The organism is Burkholderia sp. AU28863 (assembly GCF_002223195.1).
GTDB lineage: Bacteria > Pseudomonadota > Gammaproteobacteria > Burkholderiales > Burkholderiaceae > Burkholderia > Burkholderia sola.
Genome location: NZ_NKFE01000008.1, coordinates 978,459 through 991,960, shown reverse-complemented (window position 1 = coordinate 991,960; position 13,502 = coordinate 978,459). Strand labels below are relative to the sequence as shown.

Genomic DNA, 13,502 nt, shown 5'->3' with positions numbered 1-13,502 from the left:
AAGATTGTTTCATTCATTTGCTGAAAAGGAGTCTGTCATGTCGATCGAAAAAGTGCTGTACCGCGCCCATGCAAAAGCCACCGGCGGCCGCGACGGCCGTGCGACGGTGCCCGAAAGCGGCCTCGACCTGAAGCTGACCACGCCGCGCGAGCTCGGCGGCGCGGGCGGTGCGGGCGCGAACCCCGAACAACTGTTCGCCGCCGGCTACAGCGCGTGCTTCATCGGCGCGATGAAGTTCGTCGCGGCGCGCGACAAGATCGCGATCCCCGCGGACGCGGCGATCGAAGGCAGCGTCGGTATCGGCGCGATCCCGAACGGTTTCGGCATCGAAGTCGAACTGAAGATCTCGCTGCCGGGCCTCGATCGCGACATCGCGCAAACGCTGATCGACCGCGCGCACGTCGTCTGCCCGTACTCGAACGCGACGCGCGGCAACATCGACGTCACGCTCACCCTCGTCCAATAAGTCGCCTGCCAGCCATTCATCGTCATTCGAAGATTCGACCAAGGAGTCGCACCATGAAGATCGTCAAGCCGCTGCTGATCGCCGCCGCCGTCGCAGCCGCACTGTCCGCCGTACCTGCCGCGTTCGCCGCCGGCGCCGATGCCGTCGGTCCCGATGCGAAGACGAGCGCGTTCCTCGCCGCGCTGAACGGCCAGAAGGGCCCGGGCCTCGAAACGTTGAGCCCCGCGAAGGCGCGCCAGGTGCTGGTCGACGCGCAGAGCGGCGTGAAGGTGGATCTGTCCGGCATCGACGTGTCGAACCGCACGATCGAACAGGACGGCTTGTCGGTGCCGGTCACGATCGTGCGCCCGCAAGGCGTGACGGGCACGCTGCCGGTATTTGTGTTCATCCACGGCGGCGGCTGGGTGCTCGGCGATTTTCCGACGCACGAGCGCCTCGTGCGCGATCTCGTCGTGCAGTCGGGCGCCGTCGCGGTGTTCGTGAACTACACGCCGTCGCCGGAAGCGCGTTACCCGGTCGCGATCAACCAGGCGTATGCGACGACGAAGTGGGTGGCCGCGCACGGCGCGGAGATCGGCGTCGACGGCAGCCGCCTCGCGGTGGTCGGCAACAGCGTCGGCGGGAACATGTCGGCCGCCGTCGCGCTGATGGCGAAGGACAAGGGCGGCCCCGCGATCCGCTTCCAGGGGCTGATGTGGCCGGTCACGGACCACAACTTCAACACGGGTTCGTACAACGCATACCAGCAGGGCCACTTCCTGACGCGGCCGATGATGAAGTGGTTCTGGGACGCCTATACGAAGAACGAAGCGCAACGCAACGAGATCTACGCATCGCCGCTGCGCGCAAGCCTCGCGCAGCTGAAGGGATTGCCGCCCGCGCTGATCCAGGTCGCGCAGTTCGACGTGCTGCGTGACGAAGGTGAAGCATACGGCCGCAAGCTCGACGCGGCCGGCGTGGATGCGACGACCACGCGCTACGACGGCACGATCCATGATTTCGGTCTGCTGAACGCGTTGGCCGACGATGCGCCGACGAAGGCCGCGACGAAGGCGATGGCCAATGAAATCGCGACGCGGCTGAAGTAACGCGATCGGCGATCGTTCGAAGCGGCGCGACAGGACGGCGGGCAGGTGCCCGCCGTTTTTTGCGTGTGGGTGTTTCTCCGATACCGGCAGCAGGTCGTGCGAAACGGTTGAATGGCGAACGCGCCGTCGCACAATCGCGCCCGGCCGTCGGCATTGTTGGTACGATCGCGCGTATCGTTCACGCCGGCGTCGCCAGCCGCCGGCTCATCGGCCGGTTGCACGGTAGCGCGGCCACGTTCGGGAGAAGCGGTTCATGTTGCAGGCGTTCGCGGTCTTGCTGATCTTCCAGTGTCTCGGGGAAGGCGTGTCCTATCTGTTCGGCCTGCCGGTGCCGGGCCCCGTGATCGGCATGCTGCTGTTGTTCGGCTTCGTGATGCTGCGCCCGCAGGCGGCCGATGCGATCGAGCCGACCGCGCTCGAGCTGCTGCGTCACCTGTCGCTGCTGTTCGTGCCGGCCGGCGTCGGCATCATGGTGTCGGCCGACCGCGTGCGCGGCGACGCGGTCGCGGTCGTCGTCGCGCTGGCCGTCAGCACCACGCTCGCGATCGCGGTGACGGCGCTCGTCACGCGCGCGCTGCTGCGACGCCAGCGCCGCGCGGGCGGCACCGCGAAGAGCGCGCAATGACGGCGTTCCCGAAGCTCGGCGCGATCTGGGTCTATCTCGCCGCGAGCCCGCTGCTCGGCCTGACCATCACGCTGGTCGCGTATCTGTTCGCGCAGGCCGTTTATGCGCGGGCGCGTTTCAATCCGCTCGCGAATCCGGTGTTGATCGCGGTCGCGATGATCGTCGTGCTGCTGACGCTCACGCATACACCGTATCCGACGTATTTCGAAGGCGCGCAGTTCGTCCACTTCCTGCTCGGCCCCGCGACCGTCGCGCTCGCACTGCCGCTGTACCGCCAGTGGTCGAAGCTGCGGCGCGCCGCGCTGCCGCTGCTCGTGGGCCTGCTCGCCGGTTCGCTGACCGCGATCGTGTCGGCGGTCGGCATCGCCGCGCTGTTCGGAGCGTCGCACCAGACGATCGCGTCGCTCGCGCCGAAATCGGCGACGACGCCGATCGCGATGGCCGTCGCCGCCGAGATCGGCGGCATTCCGTCGCTCACCGCCGTGCTCGTGATCTCGACCGGGATCTTCGGTGCGGTGTGCGCGCGCGGCATTCTCAACGTGCTGCGGATCGACGAGCCGGCTGTGCGCGGCTTCGCGCTCGGCGTCGCGTCGCACGGGATCGGCACCGCGCGCGCGTTCCAGGTCAGCGAGGAAGCCGGCGCGTTCGCCGGGCTCGGGATGGGGCTGAACGGCGTGCTGACGGCGTTCGTCGTACCGATCCTGCTGCCGGTGCTGTCGCGCTGGATCTGAGCGCCAGCCCGCGTCCGCCCCGGGGTATCGGTTTCCCCGATGGCGCGGACGGCAGGCCGAAAGGACCGCGCACCCGGCGCGCATGTATCGTCGACGTTATCAGGACAATTCAGGAACGCACACGGACATTTGCGCGCCGATCGGCTAACGTTGCATCGGCGCCGTTGTCGCAAGCCGTCGCGTGCACGCCGGTGTCCGACCCACACTCAACAATCGACAAGGAGATCGGCCATGAAGCAGTCTCGCGTGGTTTCGGTGGCAGTAGCAGTAGCGGCGTCGTTCGGCCTGTTGTTGACCGCCGCGCCGGCGGCATACGCGCAGGACGCGGCGTCGTCCGCGCCGACGCAGAAGCAGCTCGCCAAGGCGCAGAAGAAGGCGGCGCGCAAGGCGGCCCGCGCGCGGCACGCGTCGGACCTGAAGGCGATCGGCACCGGCAGCGGCTACCGGTTGACCAACGACCAGAGCAACTATCCGCAGAACGCCGTGCAGAAGGCGCCCGCGGCGAACGCGGCGCCGGCCGCGCCGGCTTCGGGCCAGTAACGGTCGAACGCGTTGCACAGGACGAACGGCGCCGGTCGACCCGGCGCCGTTCGTTCATGTGCGCAATGGCGGGATAGCAGGACAGCAGGACTGCGGGCCCGCGAGGCCCCCGCGTTACGACGCGAGCTTGCTCGCGAGTTCCGTCACGTGCTTGCCCTGGTAGCGCGCGATGTCGAGTTCGTTCGCGCTCGGCTGGCGGCTGCCGTCCGCGCCCGCGAGCGTGGTCGCGCCGTACGGCGTGCCGCCGGTGATTTCGTTCATGTTGACGAGGCCGCTGCACGCATACGGCACGCCCACGATCACCATCCCGTGATGCAGCAGCGTCGTGTGGAACGACGTGATCGTCGTTTCCTGGCCGCCGTGCTGCGTGCCGGTCGACGCGAATACGCTGCCGATCTTGCCGACGAGCGCGCCTTTCATCCACAGGCCGCCGGTCTGGTCGAGGAACGTGCGCATCTGGCCGGCCATGTTGCCGAAGCGGGTCGGCGTGCCGAAGATGATCGCATCGTAGTCGGCGAGTTCGTCCACCGTGGCGACCGGCGCAGCCTGGTCGACCTTCACGCCGATCGCGCGGGCCTGGTCGACGGGGATCGTTTCCGGCACGCGCTTGAGCGTGACCTCGACGCCGGGCACCGATTGCGCGCCCTCCACGATATGCTGCGCCATCGTTTCGACGTGCCCGTAGGACGAGTAGTACAGAACGAGAACCTTGGCCATGTTGCGAATCTCCGATTAAAAGGGCCCCGCGCTCAGCGGGGCCCGGTTTCCCGAACGGGCGTCACGCCCATTCGGCCGTCACTTCGACCGGACGCAGATCGAACACCAGCACCTCGGCATCCTTGCCGTCGGCGATCGTCAGCGCCTGTTCGCCGCGGATGCGCGCGCCGTCGCCTTCGCCGAGCGTCACGCCGTTGACCGTCACGCTGCCGCGCGCCACGTGCACGTAAGCAAAGCGGTCCGGGTCCAGTTCCAGCGTAGTGCTTTCGTCGCCGTCGAACAGGCCCGCGTAAATCCGGGTGTCCTGCCGGATCTTCAGCGAACCGGCATCGCCGTTCGGCGACACGACGAGGGCGAGCTTGCCGCGCTTGTCGTCGGCCGCGACATTCGTCTGCTGATAGCGCGGCTCGGCACCCTTTTCGGCCGGCCCGACCCAGATCTGCAGGAAGTGGACCGGCGTGTCCGGCGAGTGATTGAACTCGCTGTGGCGCACGCCCGTACCGGCGCTCATCAGCTGCACGTCGCCCGGCACGATCACCGAACCGGTGCCCATCGAGTCCTTGTGTTCGAGCGCGCCGTCGAGCACGTACGACAGGATTTCCATGTCGCGGTGCGGGTGCGTGCCGAAGCCGCGGCCCGGGGCAACGCGGTCGTCGTTGATCACGAGCAGGTCGGAGAAGCCGACTTGCTTCGGATCGTAGTAATTCGCGAACGAAAACGTATGACGGGAGCTGAGCCAGCCATGCTCCGCACGGCCACGTTGGTTTGCTGCACGGATATCGATCATGATTTTTTGTCCTTGAAGTCGCCGGACCTCGGAAGTGGGCTCGGCCGTTCGTTGAGATGAATCTTAGGTCAATCGATTTGACGAATAAATCGCTGTAGAGATAATGACTGTCGCTATGGAGTGGACAATATGGAACTCAACGACCTGAGGATCTTCGTCGCGACCGTCGATGCAGGCAGTTTCACGGCGGCGGCCGATCAGCTGATGCTGTCCAAGCAGTTCGTCAGCCGGCGCACGATGGCGCTGGAGGCGTCGCTCGGCGTGCGGCTGCTGCATCGCAATACCCGCAATCTCGCGGTCACCGAATCCGGGCAGGAGTTTTATGCGCGCGCGCAGCGGATCCTCGCGGAGATCGCCGATGCCGAACAGGCGATGTCGGTGCGCAGCACCGAGCTGCATGGCTCGCTGAAGATCAGCGCGCCGCTGTCGTTCGGGATCACGCACGTGTCGCCGCTGATCGCCGAATTCCTGTCCGCGCACCCGGCCGTGCGGCTGAACCTCGACCTGACCGACCGGCGCGTCGACCTGATCGGCGAGGGCTTCGACCTCGTGCTGCGGATCGGCTCGCTCGAGGATTCGACGCTGATCGCGCGTCCGCTCGGCGCGTGGCGGATGATCGCGTGCGCGAGCCCAGCCTACCTGAAGCGGCACGGCACGCCGCAGACGCCGGCCGATCTCGCCGGCCACACGTGCTTGCTGTACGGGCGCGAGCGGCGGGTCGGCTGGGAATTCCGTGTCGACGGCGCGGCGCGCACGTTCGACGTGCAGGGGCCGCTCGTCGCGAACAACGGCGAAGTGGTGCGCGACGCCGCGATCGCGGGGCTCGGCATCGCGCGGCTGCCGCACTTCATCGTCGGCGCGGCGCTCGACAGCAGTGCGCTCGTGCCGGTGCTCGACGCGTACGCACCGCCGCCGATCACGCTCAACGCGGTGTTTCCGCAGCACCGGGAAGGATTCGTCACGCTACGCACGTTCATCGGGTTTCTCGCGGAGCGGCTCGGGGAGCCGGCGCCGGCGGGAGCGAGCGCGGCGGGCCGGGTACGGTAGCCGGCTGCTTGCGGTGAATGGGGGCATAATCTCCGCAAGATTTGCGGAGGTTGTTGAGTCATGCGGCGAATGGGCGGATAATCTCCGCATCATGAGCGGAGATTACACCTTTATCTGGGAATCGGCCGACTGGCCGGCCTGGCGCTTCGACCTTCCGGTCCTCGCCGCGCCGCTCGCCGACGTCAGCCGTGCGCAAGGCATGCTCGTCGGCCGACTGGCGGATGTCGGCCTGACGTTGCGCGACGAGGCAAGCCTGGCCGCGCTGACGGAGGACGTCGTCAAGACCAGCGCGATCGAGGGCGAGAACCTGAATGTCGCATCGGTGCGGTCATCGATCGCGCGCCGGCTCGGGGTCGACATCGGCGCGCTGGCGCCGGTCGATCGCCACGTCGAAGGCGTCGTCGACATGGTGCTGGATGCGACGACCCATTCTGCCGCACCGGTCACCGAAGCGCGGCTGTTCGGGTGGCATGCCGCGCTGTTTCCGACCGGCTATTCGGGGCTGTCGCGGATCACGGTCGGCGGGTGGCGCACGGATGCGAGCGGGCCGATGCAGGTGGTCTCCGGGCCGATCGGCCGGCAGCGCGTGCATGTCGAGGCGCCGCCGGCCCCCCGCCTGTCGCGCGAGATCGGGCGCTTTCTCGCGTGGCTCAACGCGCCGCCGGCCGAGCCCTTGCTGATCCGGGCCGGCCTCGCCCACCTGTGGTTCGTCACGCTCCACCCGTTCGACGACGGCAACGGTCGTATCGCGCGCGCGCTCGGCGATCTGGTGCTGGCGCGCGCGGATCGAAGCCCGCAGCGTTTCTACAGCCTGTCCGCGCAGATCCAGCGCGAGCGCAACGCGTATTACGACGTGCTGGAGCGCACGCAGCGCGGCTCGCTCGACGTCACGGAGTGGCTCGCGTGGTTCCTGAATACGCTGGGGCGCGCCATCGATCATGCGCACACGACGCTCGATGCGGTGCTGATCAAGGCGCGCTTCTGGCAGCGATGCGCGGGCGTCGCGATGAACGAACGCCAGCTCAAGGTCATGAATCGCCTGCTCGACGGCTTCGAAGGGAAGCTGACGACTACCAAGTGGGCCGCTCTCGCGAAATGCTCGCAAGACACGGCGCTGCGCGACATCACGGATCTCGTGGAGCAGCGCATATTGCGGCGCTCGCAGTCCGGCGGGCGGAGCACGAGTTACGAGCTGGTGCCGTTCGACGGCTGACGTCATTGCCGGCTCGTCTCGTCCTGCGCGCGAAAGGCATCGTGTGCGTGGCCGATGCAGCGGGTGCGATTGCCACCCGCGTGTGGCAGGTCGCCGCGCGGCGCATCCGGTTCTCGTCGCTGGAAGACGACGGCCGACCACGCGGACGGCGCTCGCATGATCGTGTTCATCGGGATCATGGGTCGCGAGACGAAAGCGGCGTTGCGCGCCGGTATCGTGCGTCGCAGCGCGGCCGCCGACTGGGTTGCGACGACATCGAACGTCGATTGATCGGCGTCGCGCATTCGGGTTACGCTTCGCCGGGCGGCGCCATGCGCCGCATGCCGGGCCGGGCGTTTTTACCTCGAATGTCGCGTGCAGGTAGCTTCTACGGTGCGCGACTCAGCGACGATCAAGCCGATGAGAACCCAGAACCGATCGAATGCGCGCGAGCGTGCTGCACGTTGCGCAAGTGGCAAGCGGAGCACGTACCTGTCATCCGTCGCGGCGGCCGTGTTGCTGATGTTGCTGCCACCCGTCGCGCATGCGGCCGGCTTCGACTGTGCGAAGGCCGCGTCGCCGACCGAGAAAACGATCTGTGCGGACACCGCGCTGTCGAAGCTCGACGGCGAGCTGTCGACGGCGTGGAAGAGGGCGCTCGCGAAGGGCGGCGATACGGCCGCGCTGAAGGCGGCGCAATTGAAGTGGCTCAAGCAGCGCGACCAGTGCGGCAGCAATGCGTCGTGCCTGGGCGACCGCTACCGCGAACGGCTCGCGAGCCTGAACGGCATGCCGCTGGCGGCCGATCGCTGGCAGCAGACGTGGTATCTCGACAGCGACAACCCGTCGTTCGGCGGTGTGCTCACGTTTACCGGCACGGTGCCGCGCCTGCATTTCGAGCTGAACGCCAACAACGGCGCCCATGATGGCGGGCTCGACGGCAACATCGTGCTGCACGGTGACAGCGGAACCTACCGCAAGGACAAGTGCCGGCTCGATTTCGACCGGAAGGGCGGGCGCGTCCGCGTCACGCAGCAGGGTGCCGATGTCGATTGCGGCGCCGGTATGGGCGTCATGTACGCAGGCGACTACGTGACCGCCGCGCAGGCGCAGTCAAAGCCGCCGGCCGACCTGCTGAGCCTCAAGGTCGTCGCCGACGCACAGCAGAACGCGGCCGCGTACAAGCTGCTCGGCGCCGACTATCAGACGCTCGTCGACGTGGTCAATCTCAGCGCCGACGAAAAGGACCTCGACGGCCTCAACGCACACGTGACGTCGTACTGGGTGCGCGGGATCGCGACGACGAACGCCGCGATCGTGATGCGCCGCGGCACCGATCTGTGGATCGGGCTGCTCGTGTTCGATGCGAAGAACAATGTCCGGATGCGTTACTACTCGAACGTGCCCGCGTGGAAGAAGACGGTGCCGAAGACGATCCACGCGTGGCACGACAATCTCGACAAGACGCTGCCGATCGACGTGATGCAGTAAGCAGGCGCTGCCCCGCTATGTCTTGCTCTTGCGCGCCGTGCGGGCCTGCGTCTGCGTCGGTGGCGCCGCGGATTCCCGTATGCGCAACTCGGGCTGGACCGCATGGCCGGGCCCCGTGGCGCCGTTCTCGAGCGCGTCGAGCAACGCGTGCGCGGCCTGGCGCCCGATCGCGTCGGTGTCGACCCACATCGTCGTCAGCGGCGGCTGGATCTCGCGCGCGAGCGCGATGTCGTCGAACCCGGTGATCGACAGCTGCGAGGGCACGTCGATGCCGAGCGCCTGCGCTTCGAGCAACGCGCCGAGCGCGAGCGCGTCGTTGCCGCAGATCACGGCGGTGGGCCGTGTCGCCGCGTCGCCGTCGGCGATCGCGCGCAGGCTCGCCCGCCCGAACGCGATCGTGGCCGCGCCTTCGTGCTGATGCACGGGGCGCACCGCGAGCCCGTGCGCGGCCAGCGTGTCGTGAATGCCGCGCAGCCGGGCCTGCACGCGGTCGTTATCCGTCGACGGCTGCATGATGATCGCGAAATCGCGATGACCGAGGTCGAGCAGGTGCGTGGTGAGCCGCGCGAACGCCGCGCGGTTGTCGAAGCCGATGCAGCAGTGCGGGCTGTCGTCGCGGTACGCATACGTAACGACGTACGGCACGCGATGCATCGCAAGGAGTTCGAACAGTTCAGGCGGATACGCTTCGCCGACCAGCGACACCGCTTCCACGCCGCGCGACAGCATCGCGCGCACCTGCGCGAGCGCCTGCGCGGGGTCGTAGTTCGAGCAGCCGAGGAACAGCGTGATGCCGTGCTCGGCCATGACCGTCTGCATGCCGGCGACCTGTGATGCAAACACCTGATCGTCGAGGGTCGGAATGATCGCGCCCGTGATGTGGGTGCGCGTGGACGCGAGTGCGCGGCCGGCCGCATTCGGGATCCAGTTCAGTGCGAGCGCCGCGTCACGCACGCGCCGCTGCACGTCGGCCGACACCTTGCCGGGATCGTTGTACACGCGCGAGACGGTCGCGGTCGATACGCCGGCGAGTTTCGCGACGTCGCCAAGCACCGAGCGGCCGCTGCCGCGGCGTGCGCGGGGCGTGCTCATCGGCCGTCTCCGCGTGTGGCGGCCGTGCCGCTGCCATGTGCCGTCAAAAGCGTCATTGTTTACCCTCGATTCGTGATACCACCGCTTGCATTCTCGACCAAGCCTGCGAGAATGTAAGCGCTATCTTGTTGCTGCTTCCCTATTATGTCAGACACTCGTTCAAACCGTATGGCGAACTTTTCCGAGACGACGACCATTCCGGTCATTTTGTCGGTCGCGAATGTAAGCGGTTACATCAAGCAATGAACGGCCTTCGGTTACCGCGTATCGCCGTCGTCGGCAGCGTCAACATCGATCTCGTCACGCGCGCGCCGCGCCTGCCGGTGCCGGGCGAGACGCTGCTCGGCACGACGTTCGAGACCGTTCACGGCGGCAAGGGCGCGAACCAGGCGGTGGCGGCCGCGCGCCTCGGCGCGTCGGTCGCGATGATCGGCAGCGTCGGCGACGACGCGTTCGGTGCGCGCCTGCACGCGGCGCTGGCGGCGGAGCGCATCGACGTGACGCACCTGCACCGGATCGGCGGCACGGCGACCGGCGTCGCGACGATCACGGTCGACGATGGCGGCGCGAACAGCATCGTCGTCGTGCCGGGCGCGAACGCGTGCGTCGATGCCGACCGGATCGACGCGGCGCGCGACGCGATCGCCGGGGCCGCGCTGCTCGTGTGCCAACTCGAAGTGCCGGTCGCCACCGTGGCGCGCGCGATTGCCTGTGCCAGCGCGCATCACACGCCGGTGCTGCTCAATCCCGCACCCGCGCAGCCGCTCTTCGATGCACTGCTGGCGCGGGTCGACTATCTCGTCGTCAACGAAACCGAGGCCGAGTCGCTGACCGGCATCGCCGTCGGCGACGACGCGTCGGCCGCGCGCGCCGCCGATGCGCTGTGCGCGAAGGGCGCCGGCAACGTGCTGGTCACGCTCGGCGCGCGCGGCGTCTGCTGGCGCGGCAGCGCAGGCAGCGGCCGCCATCGTGCGATCGCGGTGGCGGCCGTCGATACGACCGCGGCCGGCGACACGTTCGTCGGCGGGTTTGCAGCCGCGCGAGCCGGCGGCGCGTCGATGGACGACGCAATCGGCTTCGGCCAGCGTGCGGCCGCGATCAGCGTCACGCGCCACGGCGCGCAGACGTCGATCCCGACGCGCGACGAAGTAATCCGTATGGATACCTGAATTCCGCATGCGACGGAACGGCCGAACCCCGGCCCCTTACAGTGACACGGAGACAATCGACATGAACGACAACCAAGCTGTTCCGCACGCGCCCCCCCGGATTCGGCGCGGTCAACGCATCGCGCTCGCGCTGTTGATGGCGAGCGGGATCGTCAACTATCTCGATCGCGGCACGCTGGCCGTCGCGAGTTCCGCGATCCGCGGCGACCTCGGCTTGTCGCTCGCGCAGATGGGGCTGCTGCTGTCGGCCTTCTCGTGGAGCTACGCGCTGTGCCAGTTTCCGGTCGGCGGGCTGGTCGACCGCATCGGCCCGCGCCGGCTGCTCGGCATCGGGCTGATCGTCTGGTCGTTCGCCCAGGCCGCGGGCGGCATCGTATCCACGTTCGGCTGGTTCATCGTCGCACGCATCGTGCTCGGCATCGGCGAGGCGCCGCAATTCCCGTCGGCCGCGCGCGTGGTGAGCAACTGGTTTCCGCTGCGGGCGCGCGGCACGCCGACCGGCATTTTCAATGCCGCGTCGCCGCTCGGTACCGCGCTTGCGCCGCTGCTGCTGTCGGTGCTCGTGGCGTCGTTCCATTGGCGCTGGGCGTTCGTCGTGACCGGGGCGCTCGGCCTCGTCGTCGCCGGCGTGTGGTTCGCGCTGTATCGCGACCCGGTGCGCGCGCAACTATCCGCCGCCGAACGCCATTATCTCGATGCCGATGCGCAAGGCGTCGCCGCGGCGCCGAAGCTGACCTTCGCCGAATGGCGCAGCCTGTTCTCGCACGGCACGACGTGGGGGATGCTGATCGGCTTCTTCGGCTCCGTGTACCTGAACTGGGTGTACCTCACCTGGCTGCCGGGCTACCTGACGATGGAGCGGCACATGAGCCTGATCCGCACGGGATTCGCCGCATCGGTGCCGTTCCTGTGCGGGTTCGTCGGTTCGCTGGTCGCCGGCTGGCTGTCGGATTTCGTCACGCGCCGCAGCCGGTCGCCGGTCGTGAGCCGGCGCAACGCGGTGGTGGCCGCGATGCTCGGAATGGTCGCGTTCACGATTCCGGCCGCGCTCGTGCAGAGCAATACGGTTGCGCTCGCCTGCATTTCGGTGGTGATCTTTCTCGCCAACGCGGCGTCGGCGTGCTCGTGGGCGCTCGCGACGGCGGCCGCACCGCCGAGCCGCATCGCGTCGCTCGGCGCGATACAGAATTTCGGCGGCTTCATCGGCGGCGCGCTGGCCCCGATCCTGACCGGCATCATTGCGCAGACGTGGTCGTTCGTGCCCGCGCTGCTCACCGCGGCGGCGATCGCGTTCGCCGGCGCGATGGCCTATCTGCTGCTCGTGCGCAAGCCGATTCCCGAACAGGCCGCGAACGCCGCGCCCGGACCGTTGCCGGCGTGATCGTGCAGCCTGTATTCGCATTCACTGAAGGAAGGAGAAACCGATGCAACATCCGCAGCAATCGAACGTGGCCATCGAGGGGATCGTGCCGGTGATGCTGACGCCGTTCGACGACGCCGGCGCGATCGACTACGCCGGGCTCGAGCGGCTCATCGAATGGTATCTGGCGCACGGCTCGGATGCGTTGTTCGCGGTCGCGCAATCGAGCGAGATGCAGTTCCTGAGTCTGGCCGAACGCGCGGCGCTCGCGCGCTTCGTGGTCGAGCGCGTGGGCGGGCGCGTGCCGGTCGTCGCGTCGGGCCACATCAGCGACGATCTCGACGCGCAGGTCGCCGAACTGTGCGCGGCGGCCGAATCGGGCGCGCAGGGCGTCGTGCTCGTGACCAACCGGCTCGATCCGCAACGCAAGGGCAGCGCCGCGTTGCTCGACCATCTGCACCGGCTGCTCGCGCGACTGCCGTCGGATCTCCCGCTCGGGCTGTACGAATGCCCGGCACCTTACCGTCGGCTCCTGTCGGATGACGAATTGCGCGCGTGCATCGACACGGGCCGGTTCGTGATGCTCAAGGACGTGAGTTGCGATCTCGCGACGGTGAAGCGGCGCGTCGCGCTTGCCGAGGGATCGCCGCTGAAGATCCTGAACGCGAACGCCGCGATTGCGTGGGACGCGATGAAGGCCGGGTCCGCCGGTTTCAACGGCGTGTTCACGAACTTCCATCCCGATCTCTACCGGTGGCTGCGCACGCAAGGCGAGTCGAATCCGGCGCTCGCCGACGAACTGTCGACGTTCCTCGTCGTCTCGGCGGTATCGGAGGCGCTGGGCTACCCGGCGCTCGCGAAGCTGTATCACCAGCGGATCGGCACGTTCGCATCGATCAAATGCCGTGCGATCGACTACGACGTGCGCGAACGCTTCTGGGCGCTCGACGCGGTGCTCGACAAGATCGTGGCCGGCACCGAACATTTCCGCGGGCGGATCGCCGCGTTATAACGGAGGGCGTGCGCCGCGCCGGCGGCGCCGCGCGCGATCGCATCGCGTGCGGTGCATGCGGCCGGTACGCCCGTTGCGTGCCGGAACGATTCGTCTTGCGCGATGCATCGCGATCGCGGCGCAATCCAATCATCGCGATTCCCATCCCGTCGGTGGCGGCAATGCGTACGCCATACCGCCACACC

Annotated in this window: 15 protein-coding genes; 11 read left to right on the top strand and 4 right to left on the bottom strand. The window is 67.9% G+C overall.

Features of this window, described 5'->3' with window-relative positions; translation table 11 throughout:
• The first annotated feature begins 37 nt into the window (after nt 1-37).
• From CFB81_RS34310 to CFB81_RS34290, 5 genes are all read left to right on the top strand, one after another.
• On the top strand, nt 38-466 hold the full coding sequence (locus CFB81_RS34310) for an organic hydroperoxide resistance protein (RefSeq protein ID WP_050015594.1): 429 nt from the start codon (nt 38-40) through the stop codon (nt 464-466).
• A 53-nt stretch (nt 467-519) separates the two neighbouring features.
• Nucleotides 520-1,554 carry an alpha/beta hydrolase gene (locus CFB81_RS34305; protein WP_089438087.1) on the top strand — a complete coding sequence of 345 codons (1,035 nt, stop codon included), beginning with the start codon at nt 520-522 and terminating at the stop codon, nt 1,552-1,554.
• Nucleotides 1,555-1,807: 253 nt separating this feature from the next.
• Nucleotides 1,808-2,179 carry a CidA/LrgA family protein gene (locus CFB81_RS34300; RefSeq protein WP_089438086.1) on the top strand — a complete coding sequence of 124 codons (372 nt, stop codon included), beginning with the start codon at nt 1,808-1,810 and terminating at the stop codon, nt 2,177-2,179.
• Entirely contained in the window at nt 2,176-2,910 is a 735-nt protein-coding gene (locus CFB81_RS34295; protein ID WP_069619737.1) for an LrgB family protein, read from the top strand. Before CFB81_RS34300 ends, CFB81_RS34295 begins: the two co-directional genes overlap by 4 nt.
• Nucleotides 2,911-3,141: 231 nt before the next feature.
• Nucleotides 3,142-3,450 (top strand): hypothetical protein, encoded by a 309-nt coding sequence (locus CFB81_RS34290; RefSeq protein ID WP_069619738.1) that lies wholly within the window; start codon nt 3,142-3,144, stop codon nt 3,448-3,450.
• Between the two features lie 114 nt (nt 3,451-3,564).
• Here CFB81_RS34290 and wrbA read toward each other — a convergent pair whose 3' ends face one another.
• Both wrbA and CFB81_RS34280 read right to left on the bottom strand, forming a co-directional pair.
• Nucleotides 3,565-4,167 carry an NAD(P)H:quinone oxidoreductase gene (wrbA, locus tag CFB81_RS34285; RefSeq protein WP_089438085.1) on the bottom strand — a complete coding sequence of 201 codons (603 nt, stop codon included), beginning with the start codon at nt 4,165-4,167 and terminating at the stop codon, nt 3,565-3,567.
• A 61-nt stretch (nt 4,168-4,228) separates the two neighbouring features.
• Complete coding sequence (locus tag CFB81_RS34280; protein ID WP_069619739.1) at nt 4,229-4,954, bottom strand: pirin family protein; 726 nt, start codon at nt 4,952-4,954, stop codon at nt 4,229-4,231.
• A gap of 129 nt (nt 4,955-5,083) precedes the next feature.
• Between CFB81_RS34280 and CFB81_RS34275 the strand changes: the two genes are divergently transcribed.
• Nucleotides 5,084-6,001: a LysR family transcriptional regulator gene (locus CFB81_RS34275; protein WP_069619740.1), complete on the top strand. Its 918-nt coding sequence runs from the start codon at nt 5,084-5,086 to the stop codon at nt 5,999-6,001.
• 91 nt (nt 6,002-6,092) lie between these two features.
• Nucleotides 6,093-7,214, top strand: a complete 1,122-nt coding sequence (locus tag CFB81_RS34270; RefSeq protein WP_218829352.1) for a Fic family protein — start codon at nt 6,093-6,095, stop codon at nt 7,212-7,214.
• A gap of 2 nt (nt 7,215-7,216) precedes the next feature.
• Here the strand turns inward: CFB81_RS34270 and CFB81_RS34265 are convergent, their stop codons facing one another.
• Nucleotides 7,217-7,498, bottom strand: a complete 282-nt coding sequence (locus tag CFB81_RS34265; protein WP_089438084.1) for a hypothetical protein — start codon at nt 7,496-7,498, stop codon at nt 7,217-7,219.
• Nucleotides 7,499-7,613: 115 nt separating this feature from the next.
• Between CFB81_RS34265 and CFB81_RS34260 the strand changes: the two genes are divergently transcribed.
• Nucleotides 7,614-8,684, top strand: coding sequence for a lysozyme inhibitor LprI family protein (locus tag CFB81_RS34260; RefSeq protein ID WP_089438194.1), 1,071 nt, complete (start codon nt 7,614-7,616; stop codon nt 8,682-8,684).
• Nucleotides 8,685-8,699: 15 nt separating this feature from the next.
• Here CFB81_RS34260 and CFB81_RS34255 read toward each other — a convergent pair whose 3' ends face one another.
• Nucleotides 8,700-9,776, bottom strand: a complete 1,077-nt coding sequence (locus CFB81_RS34255) for a LacI family DNA-binding transcriptional regulator (protein WP_089438083.1) — start codon at nt 9,774-9,776, stop codon at nt 8,700-8,702.
• A gap of 242 nt (nt 9,777-10,018) precedes the next feature.
• Here CFB81_RS34255 and rbsK point away from each other — a divergent pair, with 242 nt between their 5' ends.
• The 3 genes from rbsK to CFB81_RS34240 all read left to right on the top strand — a co-directional run bounded on the left by rbsK (nt 10,019) and on the right by CFB81_RS34240 (nt 13,317).
• Entirely contained in the window at nt 10,019-10,945 is a 927-nt protein-coding gene (gene rbsK / locus CFB81_RS34250) for a ribokinase (protein ID WP_089438082.1), read from the top strand.
• Between the two features lie 61 nt (nt 10,946-11,006).
• Nucleotides 11,007-12,326 carry an MFS transporter gene (locus tag CFB81_RS34245; RefSeq protein ID WP_089438081.1) on the top strand — a complete coding sequence of 440 codons (1,320 nt, stop codon included), beginning with the start codon at nt 11,007-11,009 and terminating at the stop codon, nt 12,324-12,326.
• A 43-nt stretch (nt 12,327-12,369) separates the two neighbouring features.
• On the top strand, nt 12,370-13,317 hold the full coding sequence (locus CFB81_RS34240) for a dihydrodipicolinate synthase family protein (protein WP_089438080.1): 948 nt from the start codon (nt 12,370-12,372) through the stop codon (nt 13,315-13,317).
• Nucleotides 13,318-13,502: the final 185 nt, after the last annotated feature.

Excerpts from the sequence above, each read along its gene's own strand:
- CFB81_RS34310 (WP_050015594.1), top strand. The coding sequence starts at position 38 with ATGTCGATCGAAAAAGTGCTGTACCGCGCCCATGCAAAAGCCACCGGC.
- CFB81_RS34305 (WP_089438087.1), top strand. The coding sequence starts at position 520 with ATGAAGATCGTCAAGCCGCTGCTGATCGCCGCCGCCGTCGCAGCCGCA.
- CFB81_RS34300 (WP_089438086.1), top strand. The coding sequence starts at position 1,808 with ATGTTGCAGGCGTTCGCGGTCTTGCTGATCTTCCAGTGTCTCGGGGAA.
- CFB81_RS34295 (WP_069619737.1), top strand. The coding sequence starts at position 2,176 with ATGACGGCGTTCCCGAAGCTCGGCGCGATCTGGGTCTATCTCGCCGCG.
- CFB81_RS34290 (WP_069619738.1), top strand. The coding sequence starts at position 3,142 with ATGAAGCAGTCTCGCGTGGTTTCGGTGGCAGTAGCAGTAGCGGCGTCG.
- wrbA (WP_089438085.1), bottom strand. The coding sequence starts at position 4,167 with ATGGCCAAGGTTCTCGTTCTGTACTACTCGTCCTACGGGCACGTCGAA.
- CFB81_RS34280 (WP_069619739.1), bottom strand. The coding sequence starts at position 4,954 with ATGATCGATATCCGTGCAGCAAACCAACGTGGCCGTGCGGAGCATGGC.
- CFB81_RS34275 (WP_069619740.1), top strand. The coding sequence starts at position 5,084 with ATGGAACTCAACGACCTGAGGATCTTCGTCGCGACCGTCGATGCAGGC.
- CFB81_RS34270 (WP_218829352.1), top strand. The coding sequence starts at position 6,093 with ATGAGCGGAGATTACACCTTTATCTGGGAATCGGCCGACTGGCCGGCC.
- CFB81_RS34265 (WP_089438084.1), bottom strand. The coding sequence starts at position 7,498 with ATGCGCGACGCCGATCAATCGACGTTCGATGTCGTCGCAACCCAGTCG.
- CFB81_RS34260 (WP_089438194.1), top strand. The coding sequence starts at position 7,614 with ATGAGAACCCAGAACCGATCGAATGCGCGCGAGCGTGCTGCACGTTGC.
- CFB81_RS34255 (WP_089438083.1), bottom strand. The coding sequence starts at position 9,776 with ATGAGCACGCCCCGCGCACGCCGCGGCAGCGGCCGCTCGGTGCTTGGC.
- rbsK (WP_089438082.1), top strand. The coding sequence starts at position 10,019 with ATGAACGGCCTTCGGTTACCGCGTATCGCCGTCGTCGGCAGCGTCAAC.
- CFB81_RS34245 (WP_089438081.1), top strand. The coding sequence starts at position 11,007 with ATGAACGACAACCAAGCTGTTCCGCACGCGCCCCCCCGGATTCGGCGC.
- CFB81_RS34240 (WP_089438080.1), top strand. The coding sequence starts at position 12,370 with ATGCAACATCCGCAGCAATCGAACGTGGCCATCGAGGGGATCGTGCCG.